The sequence below is a fragment of the Moorena sp. genome (assembly GCF_982860115.1).
Genome location: NZ_CEYLVT010000111.1, coordinates 1 through 24193, shown reverse-complemented (window position 1 = coordinate 24193; position 24193 = coordinate 1). Strand labels below are relative to the sequence as shown.

The 24193-nt window shown below is 44.9% G+C and carries 21 protein-coding genes; 12 read left to right on the top strand and 9 right to left on the bottom strand.

The window, feature by feature from the left end:
* Positions 1-171: 171 nt before the first annotated feature.
* A complete protein-coding gene (gene larE / locus AC4II3_RS18930) occupies positions 172-1002 on the bottom strand; it encodes an ATP-dependent sacrificial sulfur transferase LarE (RefSeq protein WP_488017356.1) in 831 nt (276 codons plus the stop codon).
* Positions 1003-1206: 204 nt separating this feature from the next.
* A complete protein-coding gene (locus tag AC4II3_RS18925; RefSeq protein ID WP_488029613.1) occupies positions 1207-1980 on the bottom strand; it encodes an ABC transporter permease in 774 nt (257 codons plus the stop codon).
* Between the two features lie 297 nt (positions 1981-2277).
* Between AC4II3_RS18925 and AC4II3_RS18920 the strand changes: the two genes are divergently transcribed.
* Positions 2278-2409 (top strand): hypothetical protein, encoded by a 132-nt coding sequence (locus tag AC4II3_RS18920; RefSeq protein ID WP_488010171.1) that lies wholly within the window; start codon positions 2278-2280, stop codon positions 2407-2409.
* Positions 2410-2452: 43 nt separating this feature from the next.
* Here the strand turns inward: AC4II3_RS18920 and AC4II3_RS18915 are convergent, their stop codons facing one another.
* Positions 2453-3223 carry a CPBP family intramembrane glutamic endopeptidase gene (locus tag AC4II3_RS18915; protein ID WP_488010170.1) on the bottom strand — a complete coding sequence of 257 codons (771 nt, stop codon included), beginning with the start codon at positions 3221-3223 and terminating at the stop codon, positions 2453-2455.
* Between the two features lie 105 nt (positions 3224-3328).
* A complete protein-coding gene (gene clpS, locus AC4II3_RS18910) occupies positions 3329-3610 on the bottom strand; it encodes an ATP-dependent Clp protease adapter ClpS (protein WP_488010169.1) in 282 nt (93 codons plus the stop codon).
* 124 nt (positions 3611-3734) lie between these two features.
* Here clpS and AC4II3_RS18905 point away from each other — a divergent pair, with 124 nt between their 5' ends.
* Both AC4II3_RS18905 and AC4II3_RS18900 read left to right on the top strand, forming a co-directional pair.
* Positions 3735-4637 (top strand): alpha/beta fold hydrolase, encoded by a 903-nt coding sequence (locus AC4II3_RS18905; protein ID WP_488010168.1) that lies wholly within the window; start codon positions 3735-3737, stop codon positions 4635-4637.
* Positions 4638-5369: 732 nt separating this feature from the next.
* Positions 5370-6275 (top strand): NF038130 family PEP-CTERM protein, encoded by a 906-nt coding sequence (locus AC4II3_RS18900; protein WP_488010167.1) that lies wholly within the window; start codon positions 5370-5372, stop codon positions 6273-6275.
* Between the two features lie 339 nt (positions 6276-6614).
* Here the strand turns inward: AC4II3_RS18900 and AC4II3_RS18895 are convergent, their stop codons facing one another.
* On the bottom strand, positions 6615-7925 hold the full coding sequence (locus AC4II3_RS18895) for a dihydrolipoamide acetyltransferase family protein (RefSeq protein ID WP_488010166.1): 1311 nt from the start codon (positions 7923-7925) through the stop codon (positions 6615-6617).
* A gap of 696 nt (positions 7926-8621) precedes the next feature.
* On the opposite strand from AC4II3_RS18895, the gene AC4II3_RS18890 reads away from it, so the two are divergent.
* A complete protein-coding gene (locus tag AC4II3_RS18890; RefSeq protein ID WP_488010165.1) occupies positions 8622-9365 on the top strand; it encodes a PEP-CTERM sorting domain-containing protein in 744 nt (247 codons plus the stop codon).
* A gap of 168 nt (positions 9366-9533) precedes the next feature.
* Complete coding sequence (locus tag AC4II3_RS18885) at positions 9534-10016, top strand: hypothetical protein (RefSeq protein ID WP_488010164.1); 483 nt, start codon at positions 9534-9536, stop codon at positions 10014-10016.
* Positions 10017-10126: 110 nt separating this feature from the next.
* Here the strand turns inward: AC4II3_RS18885 and AC4II3_RS18880 are convergent, their stop codons facing one another.
* Together AC4II3_RS18880 and AC4II3_RS18875 are read right to left on the bottom strand one after the other, a co-directional pair.
* Positions 10127-10576, bottom strand: a complete 450-nt coding sequence (locus AC4II3_RS18880) for a YlqD family protein (RefSeq protein ID WP_070391459.1) — start codon at positions 10574-10576, stop codon at positions 10127-10129.
* Between the two features lie 146 nt (positions 10577-10722).
* Positions 10723-12702 (bottom strand): AMP-dependent synthetase/ligase, encoded by a 1980-nt coding sequence (locus AC4II3_RS18875; protein WP_488010163.1) that lies wholly within the window; start codon positions 12700-12702, stop codon positions 10723-10725.
* 1197 nt (positions 12703-13899) lie between these two features.
* Here AC4II3_RS18875 and arsM point away from each other — a divergent pair.
* The 7 genes from arsM (at position 13900) to AC4II3_RS18840 (ending at position 20266) form a co-directional block, all read left to right on the top strand.
* Positions 13900-14868 (top strand): arsenosugar biosynthesis arsenite methyltransferase ArsM, encoded by a 969-nt coding sequence (gene arsM, locus AC4II3_RS18870; protein ID WP_488010162.1) that lies wholly within the window; start codon positions 13900-13902, stop codon positions 14866-14868.
* Between the two features lie 389 nt (positions 14869-15257).
* A complete protein-coding gene (arsS, locus tag AC4II3_RS18865; RefSeq protein ID WP_488010161.1) occupies positions 15258-16253 on the top strand; it encodes an arsenosugar biosynthesis radical SAM (seleno)protein ArsS in 996 nt (331 codons plus the stop codon).
* 70 nt (positions 16254-16323) lie between these two features.
* Positions 16324-16629 carry an ArsR/SmtB family transcription factor gene (locus AC4II3_RS18860; RefSeq protein ID WP_488010160.1) on the top strand — a complete coding sequence of 102 codons (306 nt, stop codon included), beginning with the start codon at positions 16324-16326 and terminating at the stop codon, positions 16627-16629.
* 108 nt (positions 16630-16737) lie between these two features.
* On the top strand, positions 16738-17592 hold the full coding sequence (locus tag AC4II3_RS18855) for a phosphate ABC transporter substrate-binding protein (protein WP_488010159.1): 855 nt from the start codon (positions 16738-16740) through the stop codon (positions 17590-17592).
* Positions 17573-18427 carry a phosphate ABC transporter permease subunit PstC gene (gene pstC / locus AC4II3_RS18850; RefSeq protein WP_488010158.1) on the top strand — a complete coding sequence of 285 codons (855 nt, stop codon included), beginning with the start codon at positions 17573-17575 and terminating at the stop codon, positions 18425-18427. The genes AC4II3_RS18855 and pstC overlap by 20 nt, the downstream gene beginning before the upstream one ends.
* Entirely contained in the window at positions 18420-19307 is an 888-nt protein-coding gene (gene pstA / locus AC4II3_RS18845; protein WP_488010157.1) for a phosphate ABC transporter permease PstA, read from the top strand. The genes pstC and pstA overlap by 8 nt, the downstream gene beginning before the upstream one ends.
* 113 nt (positions 19308-19420) lie before the next feature.
* On the top strand, positions 19421-20266 hold the full coding sequence (locus AC4II3_RS18840) for a phosphate ABC transporter ATP-binding protein (protein WP_488010156.1): 846 nt from the start codon (positions 19421-19423) through the stop codon (positions 20264-20266).
* A gap of 148 nt (positions 20267-20414) precedes the next feature.
* On the opposite strand, the gene AC4II3_RS18835 is transcribed toward AC4II3_RS18840, so the two are convergent.
* Both AC4II3_RS18835 and AC4II3_RS18830 read right to left on the bottom strand, forming a co-directional pair.
* Entirely contained in the window at positions 20415-21566 is a 1152-nt protein-coding gene (locus AC4II3_RS18835) for a mechanosensitive ion channel family protein (protein WP_488010155.1), read from the bottom strand.
* 344 nt (positions 21567-21910) lie between these two features.
* Positions 21911-23089 carry a mechanosensitive ion channel family protein gene (locus AC4II3_RS18830; RefSeq protein ID WP_488010154.1) on the bottom strand — a complete coding sequence of 393 codons (1179 nt, stop codon included), beginning with the start codon at positions 23087-23089 and terminating at the stop codon, positions 21911-21913.
* Positions 23090-24193 lie beyond the last annotated feature (1104 nt).

Here is a 24193-nt window from a genome sequence, read left to right as displayed (position 1 = left end):
CTACAAACTTTACATACCAAGCATTTCAGGCTGTTTCGTCGCCCCCCCAGCTTAACTAGCGTAACCATTCAGCAGTCAGCCGTCAGCCTTGGCAAAAGGACACGCTACCCGAATGGCACCTCAAGTAGCGTGGGCGTAGCCCTTAAGCTTAATGCTTACAAAAAGCCAAACTTATAAAGCGTTCATACTAATCACATCTTGACTCAAAACTTGATTCAATTTGCCACTGCGATATCCTTCTAAATCCAGGGTCACATAGACAAAACCCAACTCCTGAAACTCTGCCACTAACGTCGGTAAATCTGTGGTTACCACAAATTCCTTAATCTCTTCCGGTAGTAACTCAATCCGTGCGGTATCTCCTTCTGAACGAACCCTCAAATTCGAGAAACCTAACTTCCGTAAATAGATCTCTGCTCGTCCTACCCGTTGTAACTTAGCTACTGTAATCATTTCCCCATAGGGAAAGCGAGAACTCAGACAAGGTTGGGCAGGTTTATCCCACCAGGGCAGTCCTAATTGTTTCGAGAGTTGGCGTACTTCCGCCTTAGTTACCCCCACTTCCGCTAAAGGCGATCGCGCACCTCGTTCCTTGGCCGCCTGAATCCCTGGACGATAGTCCCTTAAATCATCCCCATTCACCCCATCGACTACATAAGGATAGCCTCGCTCCAGGGCTAGAGGTTTGAGAGTGTCGTGGAGTTCACTTTTGCAAAAATAACAGCGATTGACCGGGTTAGAGGTATAGTTGGGATTATCCATCTCATGGGTTTGGACAACCTCATGGGTAATGCCAATAGTAGCGGCTTGGATGCGAGCGTCTTCTAATTCTTCTGGTAATAGTGACGGGGATTCAGCAGTGACCGCTAAAGCGCGATCGCTTAAAACATCGTAAGCAATTTTAGCAACTAGGGTGCTATCAACTCCCCCAGAATAGGCAATCAAAGCCCGTTCCATCTCAGCAAATATAGTTTTTAATTGCTTGAGTTTCTGCTCTAGCATGGTTTTGATAAATAATTTTTTCTTATTTGTAGCATTATCCCGATCTACTATGATGCCCCATTTATCATGATTAGACTTCGCGGTAGTTGTTGGGAACAGGGAACAGGGAACAGGGAACAGGGAACAGGGAAAAAAATTATGCTTCTGACTTCTGACTTCTGACTTCTGACTTCTGACTTCTGACGCTAAGCGTAGCGCTATAAATCAAAATTCCCGTTGCCAGAAGATTAGGATAGCGATCGCTAACAGTAGCACGATGTACAGTAATCCATAAAGTCCATTTAAAAACAGTTCTGGGAACGGAGGTAAGACACCATACACTGCATCATTCTTTAAATTGAGCCGTGATAAATCCGGGATAACCAAGTATAGAGTTTCAGTCATCCGCTCAATGCCAGGGTTTTCGCTCAACTTGCTTAACTCCACTAAATCACGGCTCAAGTGTCCCATCATATAAACCCCAAAGGTCAGTAAGGTTGCTAGCAGTGAACTAGTAAAGACACCAAACATCAGCGCTACTGCTGTGATTAGAGACAGTTCTAGAAATTGGTAAACCACCGAAACCAGGATGCTAACCACAGGGTATTCAATACTAGAGACACGTAACCCCAGCATATAAATGGCGGTCATAGCCACAACCAGCACAGCCAATACACCCGATAACCCTAAGTGTTTGCCAATGATAAATTCAGCGCGACTTAGAGGCTTGGGAATTAAGACTAAAACAGTACGCTTTTCGATTTCCTTGTTAATCAACCCGGTACCAACAAATACTGACACGATTACACCCAGGATACCCATCCCAGCTAGACCCAAATCCAGAAAAATTTTGTCTTGTGTGGTTGCTGCTACCTCAGGTAACAGCCTCAGGGCTATGCCTAGGGCTAGGGCAAAAAAGCCGATCAGATATAAAACGCGATCGCGTATCACTTCCCGGAAACCATTAGCTGCGATCGCCCAAATTCTTGCCAAACTCACCTACTATCTCCTATGCTCCGAATTCTTTTGCTTCCATCATAGGTGAGGTACATAAGGCAAGGGATTTTTGCTATACCAAAGGGAACAGCGGATCTCGGAACAGGGAGCGGATCTGGAAATAGGTTTGTCTACCTTATTAATATGAGAACTGCTATATCAAAACAATAGCTTGATTCGCTATTGCTATTTACATGTTTAAACTATTTTTAGTTAAATAAACTATCAATACCAATCACTAATTAGTAATTACTAATCACTAATTATTACTAATAACTAGTTATAGCGTTTATCATAGCTATGAGGTACACTATAGTTTTCACCTCTTGCCTATTGCCTATTGCCTCTTGCCTGCTCCCTGCTCCCTCTTGCCTATTGCCTCTTGCCTATTGCCTGCTCCCTGCTCCCTGCTCCCTACTCCCTGCTCCCTAAACCCCATAATTTGTACCTCATGAGTATCATAATTGCTATATCACTAATCACTGTTATGATTGCGCTTCATCAACCAAGCAACCAAACCAAGAAATAGCAATCCCATTATTCCAGCAGTAGGATCGCGATTAATGCCAGTAATCCAGGGAGCAACCTTGCCCGAATAGACTACTAATTGCCCAACATCAATAATATAATAACCCCAAACTAAGCCAGCATGGAGACCAATAGATAAACCTAGCCTTCCTTGAGTTGATCCCTTTGCCCAAATCAGGATTAACCCTAGCAGCAATAAACTCGGAAATCTCGGTAAGCTGCGAATCATATCTGGAATTGGTTTAAGGAAATGCACGAGCGCAAATGCGATCGCACCAATCCACTGTGATGTCTTAAAACTATAATCCCGTTGCAACTCATCAAGCAACCAACCCCGAAACACCAATTCTTCAGCGAAGCCTATGGCCAAAGCACTGATTAATCCCTCTACAATCAGCCGTGACCATGGCAGTGCAGGGGTTTGGAATGCTACCCAACCCAGCCACCCTTGTAATCCAAACAGACTAAGAGTCATTAACAGACCTAGACCTAGTCCTCTGATTAACTCAATAGCGTTTTGGGCTGTTAGCCGCAAACCATATTTTTTTAACAGTCCTGGCTGCCGATAAACTTTTCTTCCCCAAACTCGGACTAAGTACAGAAATACCCCGAACATTAGCCCCATAGTCAGGATTGTCACTGAGTTTGGGTCGCTACCAATTAAGTATATTGGTGCTGCTATGGGTAACCAAAGCAACAGCAAAGCTAGTATAAACATCCCCAACCTGAATGGTGCTGGGTATAGGGATAATCTAGCCAGCCTGGGTGTAAAACGTTTTATAATTTCAAGATTTGGAAAGGGAAGAATCTCTCCTATTGCCCCTTATTCGTCAGGTTCAATTGTACTACTCAGACCCCGGTTCTTCAGGGTTTCGCAATAAAACTCAGCATGCTCTTGAGCACAGGTAATCACCAATGCCAGGCCGGATTGATGGGCTTCCATCATAATGTTGACTGCTTGAGGTTGAGTCAGACTCGTCACAGTTTCCAACAAGGTTTTAACCACATACTCCATAGAGTTGAAGTCATCATTATGGAGCAATACGCGATAGCGAGGCGCGTGTTTACGAACTGTTGAACGCTTCTCAATGGTTTCAACTGACAAAGCTTGTCCCTCTCTATTTTAGATGTTTACACAAACTCTCCATTATATACTGCCATTAGTCTAACATCAGACATCTGGCAGGGAGCGCTATGATCAAAAAGTTAACATTACTTAATAGTTTACCGTGACTACCCAGGTAATTGCTACCCCTTCTAATACTCCCATCCCTGGAACTTACTGGCAGTGGCGGGGGGAATCTATATATTATGTACAGGCTGGACAGAAGCCATCAGGATACCCACCGTTACTACTAATTCACGGATTTGGGGCATCTACAGACCACTGGCGCAAAAACATTGCTCAATTGAGTCAGGATTTTGAAGTTTGGGCGATTGACTTGTTGGGGTTTGGACGTTCTGCTAAACCAGATGGGGAGTACAGTGGTAATTTGTGGCGAGACCAGTTGCATGATTTTATTACAGAGGTGATTGGTCAACCAGTAGTCTTAGCTGGAAACTCCTTGGGGGGTTATGCAGCTTTGTGTGTGGCTGCACAGCGTCCTAGCTCCGCCGCCGGTTTAGTATTGCTCAATAGTGCTGGACCGTTTAGTGATACTCAACCGGCCACTAAGGTCAATCCTGTTAAAAAAGTTCTCAATCAGGTAACCAAATCAATTTTTCTACAACCTTGGGCAAGTTTCCTGTTATTCCAGTACCTGCGGCGACCGTCAATCATTCGCAAAACCCTCCAGAAAGTTTATGTTGACCAGGGTGCGGTAACGGAACAGTTAGTAGACGAGATTTATCGCCCGTCTTGTGATCCTGGTGCTGCTCAGGTATTTGCCTCCGTGTTCAAGTCACCCCAAGGGGAAAAAGTCGATGTGTTGTTGGAACAGATGACTTGTCCATTATTGATGCTATGGGGAGAAGGGGATCCTTGGATCAAGAGCAGAGAACGGGGAGCAAAGTTTAGGGAATATTATCCTCAGTTAACGGAATATTATTTACAGGCAGGACACTGTCCCCATGATGAGATACCAGAACAGGTGAATAATCTGATCAGGTCTTGGGTAATGGGTAATGGGTAATCGGTAATTGCTACAAGATTGAAAATTGATTGCCCTATTCAGAAGTCAGGAACTGACGCACTCAGGATTATTTGACACTCCCCGCCCTATAAGAGCGGGGATTCTTAGTTCTACGACACGCCTTGTCTTGATGCAGTCGCTCATGGGGGAAACCCCCAAGACCGCGCTGCATCGCTAAAATTAGTTATCCAGCAAAGGCAATACTTAAGCCAAATACCCGTTTGAAAACGCGCATATCGAGCCTAACTTAACTAACCCCAGTGGGCTTATCTCCCTAAGCGTTGGGTCTCCCCCGTTCCCGTGTGCCCCACGGTACGTTTATGTTTTAAGTTGCTATTTTACTGGTTTCGGTATCCGTTAAGATCCATGCGTTTTAGCGGTGCGACCCGTGGCGAATTTAATTCGCCGAACGCGCCCCGCGTCTCCTACGGAGAACGGAAAGCGCACCGAAGAGGTTTTTCGCTCCTCGTGTACTAGTATCGCTTTACGTCGTTGTTTTTAAATTGGCAGTACCGACGAATCCTGCCTGTACTAGGCTACATGTTCATTATATCAAATTCGTGCTTATTGCCGTCGAACGAAGGACGGGGCTTGAAACCCAAAATTTTTGGTCAAAGATTAACATAACTTAAACCGTATCAAAAACGCGATCGCTAACATCCCACTCCGATACTAAAAAAAAGACACCAAGTCCTGCCAGCAACCCAAAAAAACTCGAAGGGAGACATGTCAATGAAAAGCACAGTAATGAAATTGTGGCTCGGTGCCTCAATTATGGCCGGTATGAGTGCGATCGCCACTACCCCAGCTGTTGCTGGAAGCCTCACCGGAGCGACCCTGACCGGTGATGACTACTACAAGATTTCATCTAACGGTACGGAGACATATATAGATCAAAATGCTATTTTGTCAACTATCTTGCAAGGTGACGCTAGTAACCCTGGTGGAAACCTAGAGCTATTTGCCAGCAGTGAAACCCTCAGCAACGAAGACTTTGAGAACTATACCGATGTCACTAGCCTAACAGGTCAAATTGGTGGTAAGGACATCACCTTGAGCAGTCTGACAGTAGCTGACTGGTTTACTGATATTGGTGGTGGCATCAGATTGGCTGAGAAGTGGTTCAGTGATGCCTTAACTGCAAACGGTCTTGGAGCTTTGATTGGTACAGGTCTAGATGCTATTGCCTATGGACAATTTCTTAACAATGGAGGATTGCAACGATTTAGCGATCCCAATATTTCCTACGTCAACCAAGATGACACAACAGGCCTAATTACCATTGGGCTAGCAGGTCACTTTAATGCTATAGATATGTTGGCATCAGCAATAGCTCCAGTTAATCCACTCTTGGCTGCTTTTCTACCACCTAGTATACAGGCTAGTGAAATTGTCAAGGTTGACTACAATGGCGAAACTAAATACCTTTACGGTTTCGAGGGCATAGAATCTGGGCTGTTGAGCCGAGAAGATGGTATATCTCACGATGCAACCTACCAAGTGGCGTTGCTTGGTACTCCTCCAGGACCGTTTGGATCGGAACCAGAAGATGTGCCTGAATCCTCTACTTTGCTTGGTCTAATCGTTGTGGGTGGTTTGTTTACTGCTGGACGGAAACTGCGAAAAGCTAACTGTTAAAGGCAATAGTGAACAATTTTACTGAGAGGGGCGCACAACCAACCGATGCTGTTGGCGAAATATTTCTTAACAAAGCAAGAAGCCCCATCAGCCCTCACCCCCAGCCCCTCTCCCAACCTTGGTACAAGGGAGCGGATTACCGCAGAATAAGGGTTTCAGGAATTCGCCAGCAGCATCCCAACCGTGCGCCCCTCTGAGTGATTAAACATGAAAAACTAGCTTTAACGTAAGCAGTCAGCGGTCAGCAGTCAGCGGTCAGCTTAAAATAAACCTATGCAGGCCATAGGCCAAAGCTGATAGCTGAACGCGCACCCGTGCGCTTCGCGCATATGCTTGCACTTAAAGAGTCAAGGATTGCGGATCAGTTTCAATCAACTTCGCCAAGTCTTGCAAGAAGGCTGCCGCATCAGTACCATAGATAATCCGGTGGTCACAGGTAATATTGACTTGCATCTGACGCTTTACACCCATCATGCCGTCAGGGGTAGCCACTACTGTAGGACGGGATGCACCAATGGCCAAAATAGAACCTTGTCCTGGGGGCAAAATCGCATCAAACCGGTCTACACCAAACATTCCTAAATTGGATAGGGTGAAAGTACCGGAATTATATTCCTCTGGCTGCAACTGCTTAGTTCTGGCACGGTCTACTAAATCTTTCCAAGTGCGAGACAGAGAATAAATATCCAGCTGCTCCGCATGGCGCAATACTGGGGTAATCAATCCACCATCAGCCATTGCCACAGCCACAGCTACATTAATGGAACTATGATACTGAATTCCCCGTTCGGTATAACTAGCATTGACCAAGGGATGCTTCTGCAAGGTAACCGCTACTGCCTTAGCCAGCAGCCCGGTCATGGTAACACCCTTAGGCTTGATTTTTTTGTATAACTTATCTAACTCATCGGTAGTGATGGTGTAACCAACCCTGAAGGTAGGCACTTGCAGGCTGACCATCATATTCCGCACCACTGCATTTTGCAAGGTATTGAATGGCACCACTTCTCCGAGGGGTACAGCTGCAGGAGGAGTTGGCAGAGGTGCTGGCAGAGGTGCTGGGGTGGGAGTGGGCATTACAGCCGCTGTCGGCAGTGGTGCTGGGGTGGTGGCTGCTGGTGTCGGAGGAGTACTCACTTTACCTGCTGCTGCTTCCACATCCTCAGCCACAATCCTGCCATGGGGACCACTTCCTCTCAAGGTATTGAGATCAACCCGTAATTCCTTCGCTAGTTTACGAGCTCGGGGAGAAGCAATAATTCTGCCATTACGGCGGCTGGGAGTATCAGCAACTGCAGCAAAAGCTGTCTGTACCGGTTCTGGGGTTGAGGCCGTTGCTTGCTGAGCTGTTGCTGTATCAGTAGCTGGTGTAGATTGGGCAGCTTGTTGTTTAGCTGCTTCAATTTCCGCTTCCGTTTCCGCAATCAGAGCAATCGGGGCTCCCACCGGAGCAGAGTCACCAGCTGATACCGTGATTGTGGCAAGATATCCTTCATAGAAGGACTCAACGTCCATATCAGCCTTATCCGACTCAACCACCACCACGGTTTCACCTTTTTCGACTTTGTCTCCCGGAGATTTTTCCCAGGAAACGATTTTGCCTTCGGTCATGGTTGAACTGAGGGCGGGCATGAAAACTTCGTGAATCATGGGGTGGTCTTCTAAATCAATTCTAGTGAGCTAGCAAAAACATGATGCCAGCTTGCATTGTAACTTGAATAAGCCCCAGAAAGCTATCGTACTCTGTAAAGAAAGCATGAGCCACAGGGCTTCGATGGTTTTCTACAATACGGATATCCTCTTTTTACTCGGGATTAGGGATTAGGGGAGTGGGTAGCTACCAATCACTCTATACATGCTCATGGCTCTTAACTAAGGGATGCAGCGCCGCCAAAGGGGGTTTCCCCCTTTGGCGGCGCTGCATCAAGAAAAGCTCTTATCTAGCAAAGGGAACAGGGAGTAGGGAGTAGGGAGTAGGGAGTAGGGAGTAGGGAACTTTTGATCAAAAATTTTCACAATTCATTATCGGTACCCTTGACTGCTGACAGGTTTGTCTTACGAGCTGGTTTAGTATAACCTTAAATCTTATCGATTTTGGTCGGCGGATGAAGGTCATTTCACTGAATCTTTAATTAACCGACTCAAACCTTGAAGAAATCACTAATTTATACCAAAAGAGTAAATTTATATCGAACGGATACGTTTCTTAACCATAAAATAACTATAATCATATGATGGCCAGAATAGTAGATACTAAGCGTTAATCAGAATCCTCAAAAAAGGATAATAAACAAACCAATTTTATTGAGCGCTAAAATTCAGTCAGTATTGAGGGGTTTAAAAACCATGAAAAAGTTATCAACACTTACGCTCACAGCAGCTTTAGTTAGTTTGGGAACAGTAGGTGCTAATCCCGCTCTAGCTGGTGAATACTTACTGGATTTTGAAAGAGATGATGCTGGTAACGTTCTCAAGGCGGGAACTAAGACAAATATTGGTGAGCAATGGGCAAATTTCGGTGTGCATATAACCAGTAACAGAGGGTCTAATCATCCCCTAAGGTTATTCAACAGCAATTGCGGACCTGATTTTGGGATTACATGCAGCGGTGGAGACGCTGACTTAGCCACGGGACCTTCATTTGGTACTAAGCCACAGGGTAATGTTCTAATTATTAACGAGAACAAAAATGCAGAACCTGACGACTGGGCTGGCGGTGGTATCATTTCCTTTGCTTTTGATAAACCCGTCTCTGTCGATTACGTCACCCTTCTAGACATTGATGAAGATCCGAAGAATAAAAACGGATATCTCGAAGCGTTTCTGGAGGATGGCACAACAGAGAAACAATCACTAAAAATTGGCACAGACAACTCCCTATCGACTTACGATTTCAGCGATCTTCCTGAGTATTCAGTGACCAAGTTAGATATTAAACTACCAGGAAGTGGTGCGGTTTCTGGCATCAAGTTTCGCGATTTCCCAGATCCTCCTAAGAGTTCTAAGAAAGTTCCCGAACCAACTTCGGCATTGGGTCTGTTGATGTTGGGTGCTATGGGTGCCGGATCAGTGTTCAAGCGCCATCAGTAATACCATCACGCTTTGCCATTAGTAATTAGATGGACTTAGGTTGAGGGGATAATGTGTTTTGTTGAGTGTTAAGTGTTAAGTGTTGAGTGTTGAGTTTTAACCCTTGACGGTTGACTGTCAACAGCCGACAAGTTAGCTTGATTTCTATCGAATGACACTTGATATGAGATGCTTAACAAAAAACTTTCCTTGACCGTGCTTACAGGTATTATCCTAATCCTGAGTGCTTGCAATCTGATTAGCAAACCCCCTGAACCCAAACCAACTGAGTCTCCTGCTAATGTCCAGACCAAGCGAGAAGACTACAAAGCCATTGACCTAGCCAATAAGGCAACACCGGATCAACTGATTGGTGCCGATCCAAAAGCGATCGCATTATCTACCTTTGGTCAAAACCAATCACTGTTGATTGAAGGAAACTTCGATGAACAGGTCAAGGTAGATTATCCATTACCTGATCAGGCGGTAGTCACCATCACTCAAACGGGTTTACCGGATGACTCTGTACGTGGCATCCGGTATCGTATTGAGTTATCCCCCAAAGAATCAGCCCAAACTGGCAAACAGTGGCAGGTGATGTGGGCTGGTCAACAGTTTACCTGTCGAGAGGGACGGGGTCATCAGGATTGGTCAACGGAATTTTGCCAGTAATGGCTGGATCAATGGCAAAGGGGTGAAAGACAATACACAGATTTTTAAACACGGATAGACAGATAGTTGGTTATCTGTCTATCCGTGTCTATTCATGTCCTGTGTTTCCGTTAAATATCACCGCGAATCTCTTCGATAACCCCATCCCGCAGCAGAATTTCCACGTTCATCTTTTTGACTAGGTTATCTCCCTCTTCGACCCTGAAGAAGCTTTCTAGCTGACCTTGACTAACTTCCTGGTCGAGTTCGAGGGTTTGGACTTGTTGTAGTTGCTGAAGTTGCTGGTTTTTCTGGTCTAGCAGTTCACTTTTCTTTTGGTTGACCTGCATTTGAATGCTTTCAATTTGTTGCGATACCTGAGGACCAGGAGGATCCATACTCTGCTTTTTAATCTCAGCGATCGCTTTTTGTCCCTGAATATCAATCTGTTGCAGTTGGCCGTCGATTTGGTTGATTTGATTTTGTAGTTGTTGCTGAACCTCTTCTTTCCATCGAGGGGTAACGATGGCTTTGATATTAATTGGCCGTTTCAAGAGTAAGTTCTTATTAGAGTCGTCCATATGCGTTCCACTATGTAAGTTTGAGGGATTGAGAGTTTGACTGGTGATATTACTCAATAATTCTTAAAAAGAAGATTGAGGTTCAGTCTCAAGGTTCGAGGCCCGCACCTCTAAACCTTCTAACGTTTTAACTTTCTTACCCTCGATTAAGCAAACATGCCGTCAATGATAGCGCGATAGCGTTCGGTGACTACAGGTCGTCGGATTTTAAAGGTTTGAGTCATCATGCCATTTTCCTGGGAAAACGGCTCTAGAATCAGGCTATAGGTGCTGATGCGGTCATCTGGCCGATAACCTGGGCGATTTTGGACTTCTCGGTTTAATTCAGTCCGGTATAACGTCTGAACCTCTTTAGTATTTAAATCAACATCTTGAGCGAATACGTCAAGGGTAAGATTTTGAGCCGCTGCCCACCCTTGCAAGGCATCTAAATTTGGTACTATTAAGGCACCCAATGCCTTTTGGTCTTGACCTACTAGCATAATCTGGTCAATGTAAGCACTACGCAAACAAGCATCTTCTATTGGTTGTGGCTCAATATTTTCCCCATTGGTGAGAACTATAGTATCTTTGGCTCGGCCAGTGAGTACCAAATCATTCTGGGGGGTCACCCAACCTAAATCCCCTGTATCAAACCACCGGTCTGGATCAATTGCCTTAGCCGTAGCTTCTGGTTTGTGATAATATTCCTGCATCACCTGTGGTCCTTTTACCATCACCAAGCCTCGTTGACCTTGGGGTAAAGGCTGATGAGTCTCAGGGTCAACAATTCGGATTTGAGTTTCCGGTACAGGTGGTCCAGCGCTAAAACGTAGGTTACGATACGGACGCCGAGCATTAGTAACGGGAGAGGTTTCGGTTAAGCCATAGCCGACTAGTACCTCGACACCAATAATTTCAAAGAAGTTATCCAGGTGCCTAGCTAAGGAACCCCCACCACTAATGACTTGCTTGATTTCTCCCCCAGTGGCTTCCCGGACTTTTTGATAAACTAGTTTATTAGCCAATTTATGAACCGGCCATAAATAGGAAGCTTGCACTGTGGCCAATAGTTTTTGGATTGGTGAAGGATTTAAATTATCTAAGGTCAACCCCTGAGCTTGCCGCCGTGCCTCAATATAGCGTTGACTGTACCCTAACAGGTTTTGGACTAATTTCTGCTTACCTTGCGGTTGCTCACGAAACTGCTTTTGCACCCCCTCATAAATCGATTCCCACAGTCGGGGTACTCCAACCATAAAGTTAGGTTTGAAGACTTTAAGGTCTTTTTTGACATGGCGCAGGTTGGTGTAATTCTGGGTGCAACCCTGAGATAACACAAAATACTCTAGTGAGCGTTCGTAGGCGTGCCAGGTAGGTAGGATAGAAAGAACGCGATCGCCTTTTTCGATTGGTACTACTACAGCAAGGGTGTTAACCTGATGCAGGATATTACCATGGCTGAGCATCACCCCTTTGGGTTTGCCTGTTGTACCAGACGTATACAGCAGAGTTGCCAAGGTTTCCCGCTTGTGGTTAGCTTTGGTAACAGACCGAGATGCCCCGGCTTCCATGACTTGAGTATAGTTAACAATTTGTCGGGATGATCCGGTCGATAGTGGTTGTTCTTCAGAAAGGAGAATCACTAATTCAATCGGTAGCCCATCCAAGCGATCGCCTAATTTTTCCAAAGTTTTGAGGTTTTCTAGCACCACAGCAGTGCTACCGCTATCTTCGAGAATATAAAGCAATTCCTGCCGTTCTGCTTGACCTGAGCGCACCACATTTACTGCTCCTGCAGTCATGATCCCCTGATCCGCAACTAGCCATCGAGGAGAGTTATCAGCAAATAAGGCAATTCGGGTAGGAATACCCTTGTCATCCAGTGTTGGCTGGAAGCCTAGGGATTGTAATCCAGCCGCAAATTGTTCGATTTGCTCGTGCAACTGGGTATAGGTCAGGGTCGAAGCTGGAGCACCATGAGCTCCCACAGCGTGAGGGTCTTGCAGAGCAATGATTGACCCAAAGCGTTGGGCAGCAAGGGGCCAAATTTCTGGTATCGACTGTAGTGAAGAGTAATCAGCAACACGCTTGAGGTAAGCTCTCTCTTGTTGTCTGAGGCGCTCTGCATACTGGTTTTTCAACATTCATCAACTCCCTGATTGCTTCGGTAGCTCTTTCTACTATTCTCTTATGCTCAGAGGTGATTGGCAGTGTTGAGTGGACAGAATAGTTTCTGTCTGAGTTTCTGATAGTCAAATCTACTACTATAACTTGTCCCCACACCCGGTCACCCTACCTCACAGGGGTAGGTTTTTAACAAAGACCTCAGGTGTGGGGTGTGGGGTGACCGGGTGTGGGGTGTGGGGGATAAGACAATATACTTAATTGTCTTGATGCAATAGCGAGTGGGGGAAACCCCCTTTGGCGGCGCTGCATCGCTATTAACAATAATTTAACCCTTTTCTGCATAACCTGCTAACTATAAAGGCTCCACAATAAACAGGTTTTGTCTCCGGGGGAAACCCCCGCAGGTCGGGCAAGGGTGCGCTGATCGAATCTAATTATTAAATTCGCGCTTATTGTCGCACCATTAGCATCGCTTTCTTATGCCCCACACCCTACACCCGTTCCCCCTACACCCCACACCTGAGGTCAAAGTAAAAAACCTACCCTTATGAGGGTCACCCTACCCCCTACCCCCCATTGAATACCCCATCATCCTATGCCCTAAGCATGAGCGGACCCGTAGTAATCTCAGTAAAAATTCATGGTGTACTACTCGAAAAATTCATCTGGCATGAGTTTAATAGCATCTAAGGGTGAGGCAAGGGATTGTAGCGTTGCTTGCCTGAAGACAAATTGGAGCAAAAGCCTGCAACAGCGCGTTAATTCCAAATTCCCTATTATCAGTCCCTTCGGGACAGGGGGTAGGGTGTAGGGGGTAGGGGGTAGGGGAAAAACTGTCCCTTACTCATAGGGGTCTAATACCCCGCCTAAAAACTTTGTTTTAGGGGCAAACAAGTTTAGTAGTAGTCCAATCTACTAATATAACTTGTCCCCACACGCCACACCCTACCCCCTACCCCCCATTGAAAGCTTCCCTGCCTAAACCAAGAATAAATCGCGGCTAGACATAGGGGAAGCCTTCTCGAAGATGACAAAGTCTGCGCTTTGCTGACTATGATGATCTAACGGGGTTTTGAAGCGGAATTTGGTATCATACGATACATTAATTTTGTAGCATTAAAGCTCAACTGAGGAACTATACTGGTTCAGAATTAGTTTTCAATTTCCACCCTACTATAAATAGCATTACCATTTTTGCCAAGTAAAGGATTCAGATGACCTATCTCGAAACAACTGCTGAATTTTATTCTGAAGTCGCCCAAACACCCCAAGTTGGTTTGTGTTGTGTCCAAAGTAGCCCCTTACAACTGCCAGGACTGAAAATTCCTCCAATGATGGCGGATATGAATTATGGTTGCGGTACTACGGTACATCCCACAGAACTCAGCAATCAGCCAACTGTCCTCTATGTCGGTGTTGGTGGTGGCTTGGAGGCGTTACAGTTTGCTTATTTTTCCCAACGTCCAGGGGGTGTGATTGCTGTTGAGCCAGTCGAGGCCATGCGGGAGGCGGCTACCCGTAACCTGAAGATTGCTGCTGAAGACAATTCCTGGTTTGACCAGAGTTTTGTGGAAATTCGGGAAGGGGATGCCTTTGCCCTACCCATGCCAGATGATTCTGTAGATGTGGTTGCTCAAAATTGCCTATTCAATATCTTTGAACCGGCTGACCTGATGAAGGCACTCAAAGAAGCCTATCGAGTATTAAAACCAGGTGGACGACTGTTAATGAGTGACCCCATTGCAACTCGTCCGATTCCACCCCATCTACAGGAAGATGAGCGGCTACGAGCTATGTGTCTGTCTGGTGCGCTCACTTATCAATCCTATGTCCAACACTTGGTCAGGTCAGGTTTTGGTCAAGTAGAAATTCGAGCAAAGCGTCCCTATCGGCTTCTGGATTGCCAAAACTACAACCTCGAAGAACCCCTGTTGCTGGAAAGTCTGGATTCTGTTTCTTTCAAAGTTGTGATCCCAGAAGATGGACCATGTATTTTTACTGGCAAAACAGCAATTTACATGGGCGCGGAAGAGTTTTTTGATGACAATGCGGGACACATCCTCTCCCGTGGTGTGCCAGCTGCTGTTTGTGATAAAACAGCCGCGAAATTAGGAAAGGTGAATCCAGAAGAAATCTTAATCACCGATTCAACTTGGCACTATGTTGGTGGTGGTTGTTGTTAAAGGTGAAGGATTAAGTATGAAGGATTAAGTATGAAGTATCAAGTATCAAGTATCAAGTATGAAGTATGAAGTATCAAGTAAGCATGTGCACAAAATTAATTACACATTTTCCAAAACTCAAAACCTTACGATGTAAGGGTTACAGAGATTGGTAGTAGGAAATTAATTTTGTTTAGGTGCTTATCAAGTATCAAGTATGAAGTATGAATGCTGTTCATCTTTGGCATCTGAAGTAGAGTAGGCTGAAGAATAAACACCATGGATTTGTTGATCAACCAATCCATGGTCTAATTAAAGATTAGTAAATTACAAATCCTACTTTAGAAGTAATACTTCATAAGTCATCCTTCAAAATTAATACTTCTAGCAATTACAAGTCAATAAAACTTATGATTAAAACAGACGTTTCAGCTGTTACACCGTTCCGTAAAAAACTACAAGCTCCCTTAAGTAAACACCCAATCACGGTTTTACAAATTAATCTGGGGAAGCGTTGTAATCTAGCTTGTACTCACTGCCATGTGGAAGCTGGTCCTAAACGAACTGAAGAACTTTCTCCAGAAATTTGTGACCAGCTTATCACCCTGATTCATCAGTTTCCTCAAATTAAGACGGTTGACTTGACTGGTGGTGCGCCAGAGATGAATTATGGCTTTAAGCCATTAGTTGAAGCAGCATACAAAACCGGAAAGGAGGTGATTGTTCGGTCAAATTTGACTATTTATTTTGAACCGGGATATGAGGATATACCTGACTATTTCGCTAAGCACCAATTACGAGTAGTGGCTTCTTTGCCTTGTTATCTGGAAGATAATGTAGATAAAATGCGGGGCAAAGGGGTTTACGATGATTCAATTCGGGCGATTCAATGGCTGAATCGATTGGGCTATGGGAGAAACCCCAAATTAATTCTTGATTTGGTCTACAATCCCTCGTTGCCACTGAGTGAAACGTTTTCTCTCACTCCTAATCAGGTTAAGTTGGAGAAGGATTATAAACTGTTCCTAAAAGAACAGTTTGATCTTGACTTCAACCAGCTATTTACAATTACCAATATTCCTGTTGGTAGAACAAAGTTTCATTTACAACGCACCAAGCTATATGCTCCCTATATGGTGTTTCTAGAAAATAGTTTCAATGCTAGTACCGTGGAGCATTTGATGTGTCGCAATGAATTGTCTATTGACTATTTGGGTAATGTCTACGATTGCGATTTTAATCAGATGGAAAATGTAGCAGCAAGGTCTGGCACTGGAGAAAGGTTGACAGTTAGTAAACTTCTCGAAGCAGGAAGTTTAGACATCATTGAGGAAATTCGCACCGCTTCCTATTGCTATGGCTGTACAGCAGGGTCTGGTTCCAGTTGTGGTGGTGCTTTGATTTGATCCAATCAGAGTTTTTTTTTATTATAATATGAATGGATTTTCATATCAATGATAATTCAAGTGCTGAATTATGAACTTAAAACGTCCATCATCTCAAGCCTTCTGTGTCCGTAAGCTGAAAGTTTTAGCGGACAACACTCGTTTAACTGTTCTGGAAATCCTGATGGAAGGACCAAAGCATGTTGGGGAGCTCAAGGCTGTGTTGGGAATAGAGCAAAGTCTGCTATCCCATCATCTCAGAGTTTTGCGGGATGAGGGATTTGTGAGGGCGACGCGAGATGGTAAGGCGGTGCTTTATCAGTGTTCGCTCACCATTCGGCAAGGGAATGGTAATAGAGCAATTGATTTGGGATGTTGTTGCCTTTGTTTTGACTAAAAAAGTGCTGAGTAATTGCTCAGTTTTGAGGTAAGCATATGCGCTACGCGCATATGCTTAGCTGAGCACTCTCATTATTTTATAGATCAGATGACTGACTGATGATTGATGAAAAAATTAACAACTCTGGCATCAATGTCTATGGGTTTAGTAGCTTGCTTTTGGCTACAATCCTGTGCCCAATCTCCAGAAGTAGCTACCCAATCAACCGATCAGTTGCAGGGTAAGTTGGTTTTAACCGGTTCTAGTACAGTAGCCCCCCTGGCGTCGGAAATTGGCAAGCGTTTTGAATCGGAAAATCCTGGTGTACGGGTGGATGTGCAGACAGGAGGCTCGTCTCGGGGTATTGCAGATGCTCGCCAAGGAGTCGCTGATATTGGGATGGTGTCTCGTGACCTCAAGCCGACCGAGAAAGATCTCGAAGGGTTTGCGATCGCTCGTGATGGGATTGGCATTATCGTCCATAAAACTAATCCGGTGCAATCCCTGAGTAATGAACAGATTGTGGATATCTATCAGGGCAAAATTGATAACTGGCAGGATGTGGGAGGCAAGAGGGCACCAATTACAGTAGTGAACAAAGCCGAGGGGCGCTCTACTTTGGAGTTATTTCTAAAGTACTTCCAGCTGAAAAATAGCGAGATTAAGGCAGATGTGGTGATTGGGGATAATGAGCAGGGGATTAAGACCGTGGCGGGTAATCCTAATGGGATTGGTTATGTCTCCATTGGCACAGCAGAATATAGCAGCAAACAGGATGTTCCGATTAAATTACTGCCCGTTGCTGGAATAGCGGCAACCACAGAAAATGTTCAAAACGGCACATTCCCGCTATCTCGTTCCCTGACGTTAGTCACCAAAACTATTCCGGTTGAGTTAGATAAAGCATTTATTGAGTTTTCGCGATCGCAAAAGGTACAAGACATTGTTAAAGAGCAAAACTTTGTCCCCCTCTCGGAGTGATACTCTCCTAATCTCGATTCTACAAGGCTGTGCTGTGGTGGCTGGTGCTATCGTGGTGCTGATTCTTGTGTTCCTAATCACGGAAGCCTTGCCAGTATTGGGACAAGTAGGATTACTCCCCTTTTTTACCGATCCATCCTGGCATCCTGCCGAGACTCTGTATAACTTCACCCCCATGCTTTGGGGTACCCTATTCGTCACGGCTGGGGCGATGCTAGTAGCCACACCCCTGGGCATTGTATCTGCAGTCTTTTGTCAGTATTACGCACCTCCAACGATTGCTGGACTTTATCGACGGCTAATTGAATTGTTGGCAGGGATGCCCTCAGTTGTTTATGGCTTCTGGGGTTTGGTGGAGCTAGTTCCGTTAATTGGACGCTTCCAGCCACCAGGAGCCAGTCTCCTAGCTGGAATTGCGATTCTGACCCTGATGATTTTGCCAACTATTGCTCTGACCGCAGACGCTAGCTTTGCCAAAGTCCCCCCAGAATACCTACAGGGATCAGCAGCCCTGGGACTATCCCGCTGGGCAACAGTCAGAGGTGTTGTTTTTCCGGCTGCTAAGTCGGGGCTGTTTACTGGTTTGATTTTAGGAACAGGACGGGCGATTGGAGAAACTATGGCGGTGCTGATGGTGTGTGGCAATGTGGTGCAAACTCCCAAAAGCCTATTTGAGCCGATGCGAACTCTTACTGCCAATATCGCCTTGGAAATGGCTTACGCTATGGGCAATCACCGCTCAGCACTTTTTGTCAGTGGCTTGCTGCTGATGGCAATAATTTTGGTACTGGTAGCAATTGCAGAAATCATCAGCAAGGAAGGAATTTATGAGTAATAATCCTACCAAAACCAAGCCACAAGCCACAATCGACAAATTGGAAGCAACAACCAATAACTTCCAAGTTTCAACAGTGATGATTTGGGCGATCGCACTGTTCGTCACTGCTGTATTCCTCTGGATTTTGAGTGATATCGTCTGGCACGGTGTCGGGCAAATTAACTGGGAATTCCTGAGTACTGCACCAAAGAATGCTGGACGGGAAGGAGGGATTGCTCCAATTCTGGTTTCCACTCTCTTAATTTTAGGTGTATGTATGACCGTTTCTGTTCCGATTGGAGTAGGTACAGCAATACTGCTAGCTGAGTTCACAGATACGAAGAGTATTTTCGGGCGTCTGGTTCGTCGTAGCTTAGATGTGCTGGCAGGAGTACCCTCGATTGTCTTTGGGCTATTTGGCAATGCCTTTTTCTGCAAAACCCTAGGGCTAGGCTTTTCGATTTTGTCTGGGGGGTTGACATTAGCCTGTATGGTGTTGCCAATCCTAATTCGCTCAACAGAGGAAGGGTTTCGCGCCGTTAGTGATGATTATCGGCTTTCTGCCACTGCCCTGGGTTTATCCCGCACTACCACTCTCTGGAATTTGCTGTTACCAGCCGCAGCACCGGGACTAGTGGTGGGATTAGTGTTAGGGATAGGGCGAGCGATCGCTGAAACCGCAGCACTGATCTTTACTAGTGGTTATGTGGATCGGATGCCAGAGTCTTTGCTGGATTCTGGGCGATCGCTATCGATTCATATTTTTGATTTGTCGATGAATGTAACAGGGGGAAATGCTAATGCTTATGCCTCAGCTTTAGTGTTGCTGGTGTTGTTGTTGCTGATTAATGGTATTGCAGCATCGATCACTGAGTATTGGTTGGGTGCATCTCATTAAAGCTGTTTGACCTAGTGGTGCGTTACGGGCAGCAACCTAACCCTGGTTACGAGGCGGAAAATCCCCGGCACCCTGAAGCACCACTAGCAACTAATTTTTAAGTCACAAAAACAATGGTTAACCCTTTAGAAACAATTGAGCGATTACCGGTAAGCCAGTCTATAAACGACCCATTGATTCAGACCGAACGGCTATGTTTACATTATGGAACAAAACCGGCTTTTGCTGATGTATCGTTGCCAATTTATAAAGGTTCCATTACCGCACTAGTGGGACCATCTGGTTGTGGCAAAACTAGTTTTTTAAGTTGCCTCAACCGCTTGACAGATTTAATTCCTAATGCTAAAGTAACAGGTAGGATTCGCATTGGTTCCGTGGATGTGCTGAGTCCTAGAATGGATGCGATCGCAAAGCGTGGTGCTATGGAGCTAATTGCACTTCGCCGTCGTGTTGGAATGATTTTCCAAAAGCCGAGTCCCTTCCCCTTCTCAATCTGGAAGAATCTGGCCTTTCCGTTGCGGGAACATGGTGTTAAAAACCGGGATAACATTGCTCAGCTCATTGAAACCGCACTCCGGGATGTGGGTTTGTGGGAAGAAGTAAAAGACCGACTGCACACCTCGGCTCTTGCTCTGTCTGGTGGTCAAAAGCAGCGCCTGTGCATTGCCCGTGCCTTGGTGTTGCAACCGGAAGTACTGCTGTTAGATGAACCCTGTAGTGCCCTCGATCCCATATCCAGCGGTGTGGTCGAAGATTTGATAGCTAGGCTCAGGGGACGCTACACCCTGGTGATTGTTACCCATAACCTAGCTCAAGCCAGACGAATTGCTGACTATACTGCCGTCTTCTGGGTCAAGGAAGCAGTAGGACGATTGATTGAATACGGCTGTGTGGAGCAGATTTTTGAATCACCTCAACAAGCCTTGACAGCTGCCTATGTGAATGGAATTAGAGGATAAAGCTGTGCTCTTTCCTACTCCGAATTCCCGTAAACATTAAGCCGTCAGCCGTCAGTGTTCAGCAGTCAGCTTATTTTATTCAAAAGCTTAGAGCGTAGCGCTAATCGCTGTTCGCTGATAGCTGAGAACTGATAGCTTAGGATTGTTCCTAATTCATACTGGTATCAGGCAACCAGTTAAGTTCCTTTCTCATAGAAACATGGAGCTGATTAATCTCCTCGTTTTCCAGGATTTCTAATACAGCTAGATTCAAGTTGCTCTGGACATCATAGTAGAGCTTAGGCTCAATCACAAATACCCTAATTTTAATCACACGAGCATTCTGTTCAAGGCGGGAAAATACAACTAAAATTTTCTCCTTGTTCAAGCCCTCGATAGAGGGAACGTTTTCTTTAATAGCCTGACAAATTCGCCTAGTTTGCTCAGCCGAAATCCCATCAATTTTCAGATTTAAATTTATGCCCCACTGAACCGTATCCCCAGTCTTATCTGACCAATTTGCAAAAATTCCAGAAATCATTTGAGAATTGGGAAGTTTTTTGATATAACCCCACTCAGTAATAAGAAGCCTTGTACTTCTCAGACCAATATTGAGTATCTTAACCCTACCACTTACTCCGTCCAATACTATCACGTCACCGGGTTTATAGAGACCATCAGCGTAGATAATCACCGTACAACACCAGTCATAGACAATGTCTTTGAATAACAAACCTAAGGCGACACCTGCGCCACCGAGTAGACCGATCAATGCACCGGCAGATGCCCCCAACAAAATTTCACTGGCTTTAATGGTAGCAATCAGGATTGCTGCTATCTGAAAAAGCTTTGGGAAGTAGGGGACGAACAAATCGTCGAGTTCAGTCTCAGTGTGTGCCGCTAATCCGGCTAGAAGCTCCCCCAGTAGTGGAGCAGCACGGTAAAGAATATAGGTGGCAATGAACAGAACGCTCACAAACAGAATCTCGGGGATTTTCTGATTCTGTGTATCACTAAGATGGGTGGCCACAACTAGATGTACTAGCCATAGTCCAGCGATCCAAATTAGCCAGCCTAATGGTGCCCTAAGAATCCTAATGAAATGATCGTCATGGGTGGTTTCTGTACCGCTAGTCAGACGCTCGAGTCTGTGAATGATTATTGAAGTGAAAAAGCCTCGCAATATATAGGTGAAGAGGAGGATGAGCACCACAATCACTATCGTGGCAACAGGAATGTTGGGGAGCTGGAAGTCGAAATCAACGATCTTTTCTTTGATAACGTTGATTGTATTGTTGAATGTAGTCTTAAGGTTTTCCATAGTTTCGACCAAAATACACTAACAGAGATCGACCTCTGCCTAGTTAAATGGCAAGTCGATGGCAAGTCTATTGGTGGATTGATTTTACTATAAGTTGCGAATTGAGCGAATCCTGCTAGGTATGTAATAAACAGGATTTAGAGCAATTGCCCGTTTGCGTAGCACCCTAGGAGCGAGTTTGAAAGGTTTAATATCCGTTTGTATAAAAAAAATCGGTCAATCAACTCGGGGATTGACCGAAAAGTATTAGCTAGTAGACGGCGTAAATAGCGACGGTTGCGCCTTAATTGGGGAGTTTACCTGTTGGTTGTCTGCATCGGCTGCATCGCTTGTTTAAAGCATTGCTAGGATTTAGATAGCACCTCACTAACTAAATTTCCCTTCATCTTTTTGTAGTCTTCAATTTGCTTTTCTAGCTCAATATGCAGGTGATCAATCTCTTCTTTCTCCAGGATTTCTAATATAGCTATGTTCAAGTCTTGCAGGGCATCAACGTAGAGGTCGGGATCAATCACAAATACCCTAATCATAATCACACGAGCATTTTCTTCAATGTGGGAAAATAAAACTACCATTTTCTGCTTATGCAAGCCATCGATAGTCGAAATGCTTTCTTTAATAGCCTGACAAATTCGGGTAGTTTGCTTCGCCGAAATTCCATCAATTTTCAGATTGAAATTTATGCCCCACTGCAACGTTTTGCCAGTCTTACGTGACCAATTTTCCACAACTCCAGCAATCATTTGAGAATTGGGTACTTTTTTGATAGAACCCCAACTACAAAGAAAAAGTGTTGTACTTCTCAGACCAATACTTCGTATTTCAACAAAACCATTTATTCCGTCCACGACTACAAATTCACCGGGTTTATAAAGACCATCAGCGTAGATAATCACTGTACAACACCAGTCATAGATAATGTCTTTGAATAACAAACCTAAGGCCACACCTGCGCCACCGAGTAGACCGATCAGTGCACCGGCAGATGCCCCCAACAAAATCTCACTGGCTTTAATGACCGCAATCATCACTGCTGTGATCTGAAAAAGCCTTGGGAAGTAGGGCACGAACAAATCGTCGAGTTCAGTTTCCGTATTTGCCGCCAATCCGCCTAGAATCTCTCCCAGTAGTGGAGCAGCACGGTAAAGAATATAGGTGGCAATGAACAGAGCACTCACAAACAGAATTTCGGGTATTTTCTGATTCTGTTCAGGAGTAAGATGGGTTCCCACAACTAGCTGTACTACCCATAGTCCAGCTAGCCAAATTAGCCAGCCTAATGGTGCTCTAAGAATCTTAATGAACTCATCGTCTAGGGTGCTTTCTGTACCGCTAGTGAGACGCTCGATTCTGTTAATGATTATGGCAGTGAACAAACCTCGCAATATCTGGGTGAGGAAGAGGATGAGCACCACAATAACTATCGTGGAAAGAGGGATGTTTGCGAGTTTGAAGTCCGTATCAAAGATTCTTTCTTTGAGAACGTTGATTGTATTGTTGAATGTAGTTTTAAGGTTTTCCATAGTTTTTAGGAAAATACAACAGCATAGATCGACATCTGCCTAGTTAAATGGCAATTCGATGACAAGTCGATGGCAAATCGATTGGTGAAATTATTTTACTATAAGAAGTTGCGAATTTAACCAATAGTTATGGGTATGCAATTGGGATTGTGAGCCGCAAACAGGATTTAGAGCAATTGCAGGTTTCCCCAGCACCCTAGGATCCAGTTTTAAACCTTTAATATCTGTTTGTAGGAAAACTATTCGGTCAATCAACACTGGATTTTACCGAAACGTATTAGCTAGTAAAAGACGGGGTAAATAGGGATCCATTACTAGCTATTGGTTTGGCGATCGCGAATCAATTGCAATCAATCAACTGCCCAGTTGGGTTGATTACAGCCATGGGCTTGTTGAATCAAAGGTCTTGTGCCCATAGTTTCCAGGGTCGTGCCAGGAGCTGATGCCGAGACCTCGAATAGCGCGGATGCACCAACCTGAGGTGCTTCCCTCGCCACTCGCGCTTTGGATCAAGACCAGCATCAAGACAACCCAGTTATTCCTGCTTGGCCAGACTTGTCAACCAAACTTGTAAGCAATTAATTATCTATAAACGGCTAGTTAAACTTGAAACTAAAACTTGATCATTTGGTATACCTCCCAGGCTGACTAGTCTATAGTCATCTCGTAAAGACGGACATAATAGTACCATGTTCTACTTGTGATATGGGTACCCTATTTCTAAAATTAATCTAAATTCTCTTATGTAGATGGGGAACACAATACCCTATTCATTTGTTCTATAGCTAGTCTATCTCCCCATCTCCCCATCCTCATAAGGGTAGGTTTTTTAAAAAGACCTTAGGTGTGGGGTGTGGGTTGTGGGTTGTAGGGTGTGGGGGTACAGACAAGCGATCCAGAGGTGCGACCCGTGGCTAATTTAATAATTAGATGCGGAAAGCTCACCAAAGCCCAACCTGCGGGGGTTTCCCCCACTCGCGCTTTGCATCAAGACAATGATGATTTTTAGCGATGCAGCAAGGGAACAGGGGGTTTCCCCCATGAGTGACTGCATCAAGACAACGACAAATTAAGTATATTTTCTTATCCCCCACACCCCACACC

What these genes read in the sequence shown, in the direction of transcription:
- AC4II3_RS18855 (WP_488010159.1), top strand. Translation starts at nt 16,738, where the DNA reads ATGAAAAAATTAACAACTCTGGCATCAATGTCTATGGGTTTAGTAGCT.
- AC4II3_RS18875 (WP_488010163.1), bottom strand. Translation starts at nt 12,702, where the DNA reads ATGTTGAAAAACCAGTATGCAGAGCGCCTCAGACAACAAGAGAGAGCT.
- larE (WP_488017356.1), bottom strand. Translation starts at nt 1,002, where the DNA reads ATGCTAGAGCAGAAACTCAAGCAATTAAAAACTATATTTGCTGAGATG.
- AC4II3_RS18860 (WP_488010160.1), top strand. Translation starts at nt 16,324, where the DNA reads ATGAACTTAAAACGTCCATCATCTCAAGCCTTCTGTGTCCGTAAGCTG.
- pstA (WP_488010157.1), top strand. Translation starts at nt 18,420, where the DNA reads ATGAGTAATAATCCTACCAAAACCAAGCCACAAGCCACAATCGACAAA.
- AC4II3_RS18880 (WP_070391459.1), bottom strand. Translation starts at nt 10,576, where the DNA reads ATGGACGACTCTAATAAGAACTTACTCTTGAAACGGCCAATTAATATC.
- AC4II3_RS18915 (WP_488010170.1), bottom strand. Translation starts at nt 3,223, where the DNA reads ATGTTTATACTAGCTTTGCTGTTGCTTTGGTTACCCATAGCAGCACCA.
- arsS (WP_488010161.1), top strand. Translation starts at nt 15,258, where the DNA reads ATGATTAAAACAGACGTTTCAGCTGTTACACCGTTCCGTAAAAAACTA.
- AC4II3_RS18895 (WP_488010166.1), bottom strand. Translation starts at nt 7,925, where the DNA reads ATGATTCACGAAGTTTTCATGCCCGCCCTCAGTTCAACCATGACCGAA.
- AC4II3_RS18885 (WP_488010164.1), top strand. Translation starts at nt 9,534, where the DNA reads ATGCTTAACAAAAAACTTTCCTTGACCGTGCTTACAGGTATTATCCTA.
- arsM (WP_488010162.1), top strand. Translation starts at nt 13,900, where the DNA reads ATGACCTATCTCGAAACAACTGCTGAATTTTATTCTGAAGTCGCCCAA.
- AC4II3_RS18890 (WP_488010165.1), top strand. Translation starts at nt 8,622, where the DNA reads ATGAAAAAGTTATCAACACTTACGCTCACAGCAGCTTTAGTTAGTTTG.
- AC4II3_RS18900 (WP_488010167.1), top strand. Translation starts at nt 5,370, where the DNA reads ATGAAAAGCACAGTAATGAAATTGTGGCTCGGTGCCTCAATTATGGCC.
- AC4II3_RS18840 (WP_488010156.1), top strand. Translation starts at nt 19,421, where the DNA reads ATGGTTAACCCTTTAGAAACAATTGAGCGATTACCGGTAAGCCAGTCT.
- AC4II3_RS18835 (WP_488010155.1), bottom strand. Translation starts at nt 21,566, where the DNA reads ATGGAAAACCTTAAGACTACATTCAACAATACAATCAACGTTATCAAA.
- AC4II3_RS18920 (WP_488010171.1), top strand. Translation starts at nt 2,278, where the DNA reads ATGAGGTACACTATAGTTTTCACCTCTTGCCTATTGCCTATTGCCTCT.
- AC4II3_RS18830 (WP_488010154.1), bottom strand. Translation starts at nt 23,089, where the DNA reads ATGGAAAACCTTAAAACTACATTCAACAATACAATCAACGTTCTCAAA.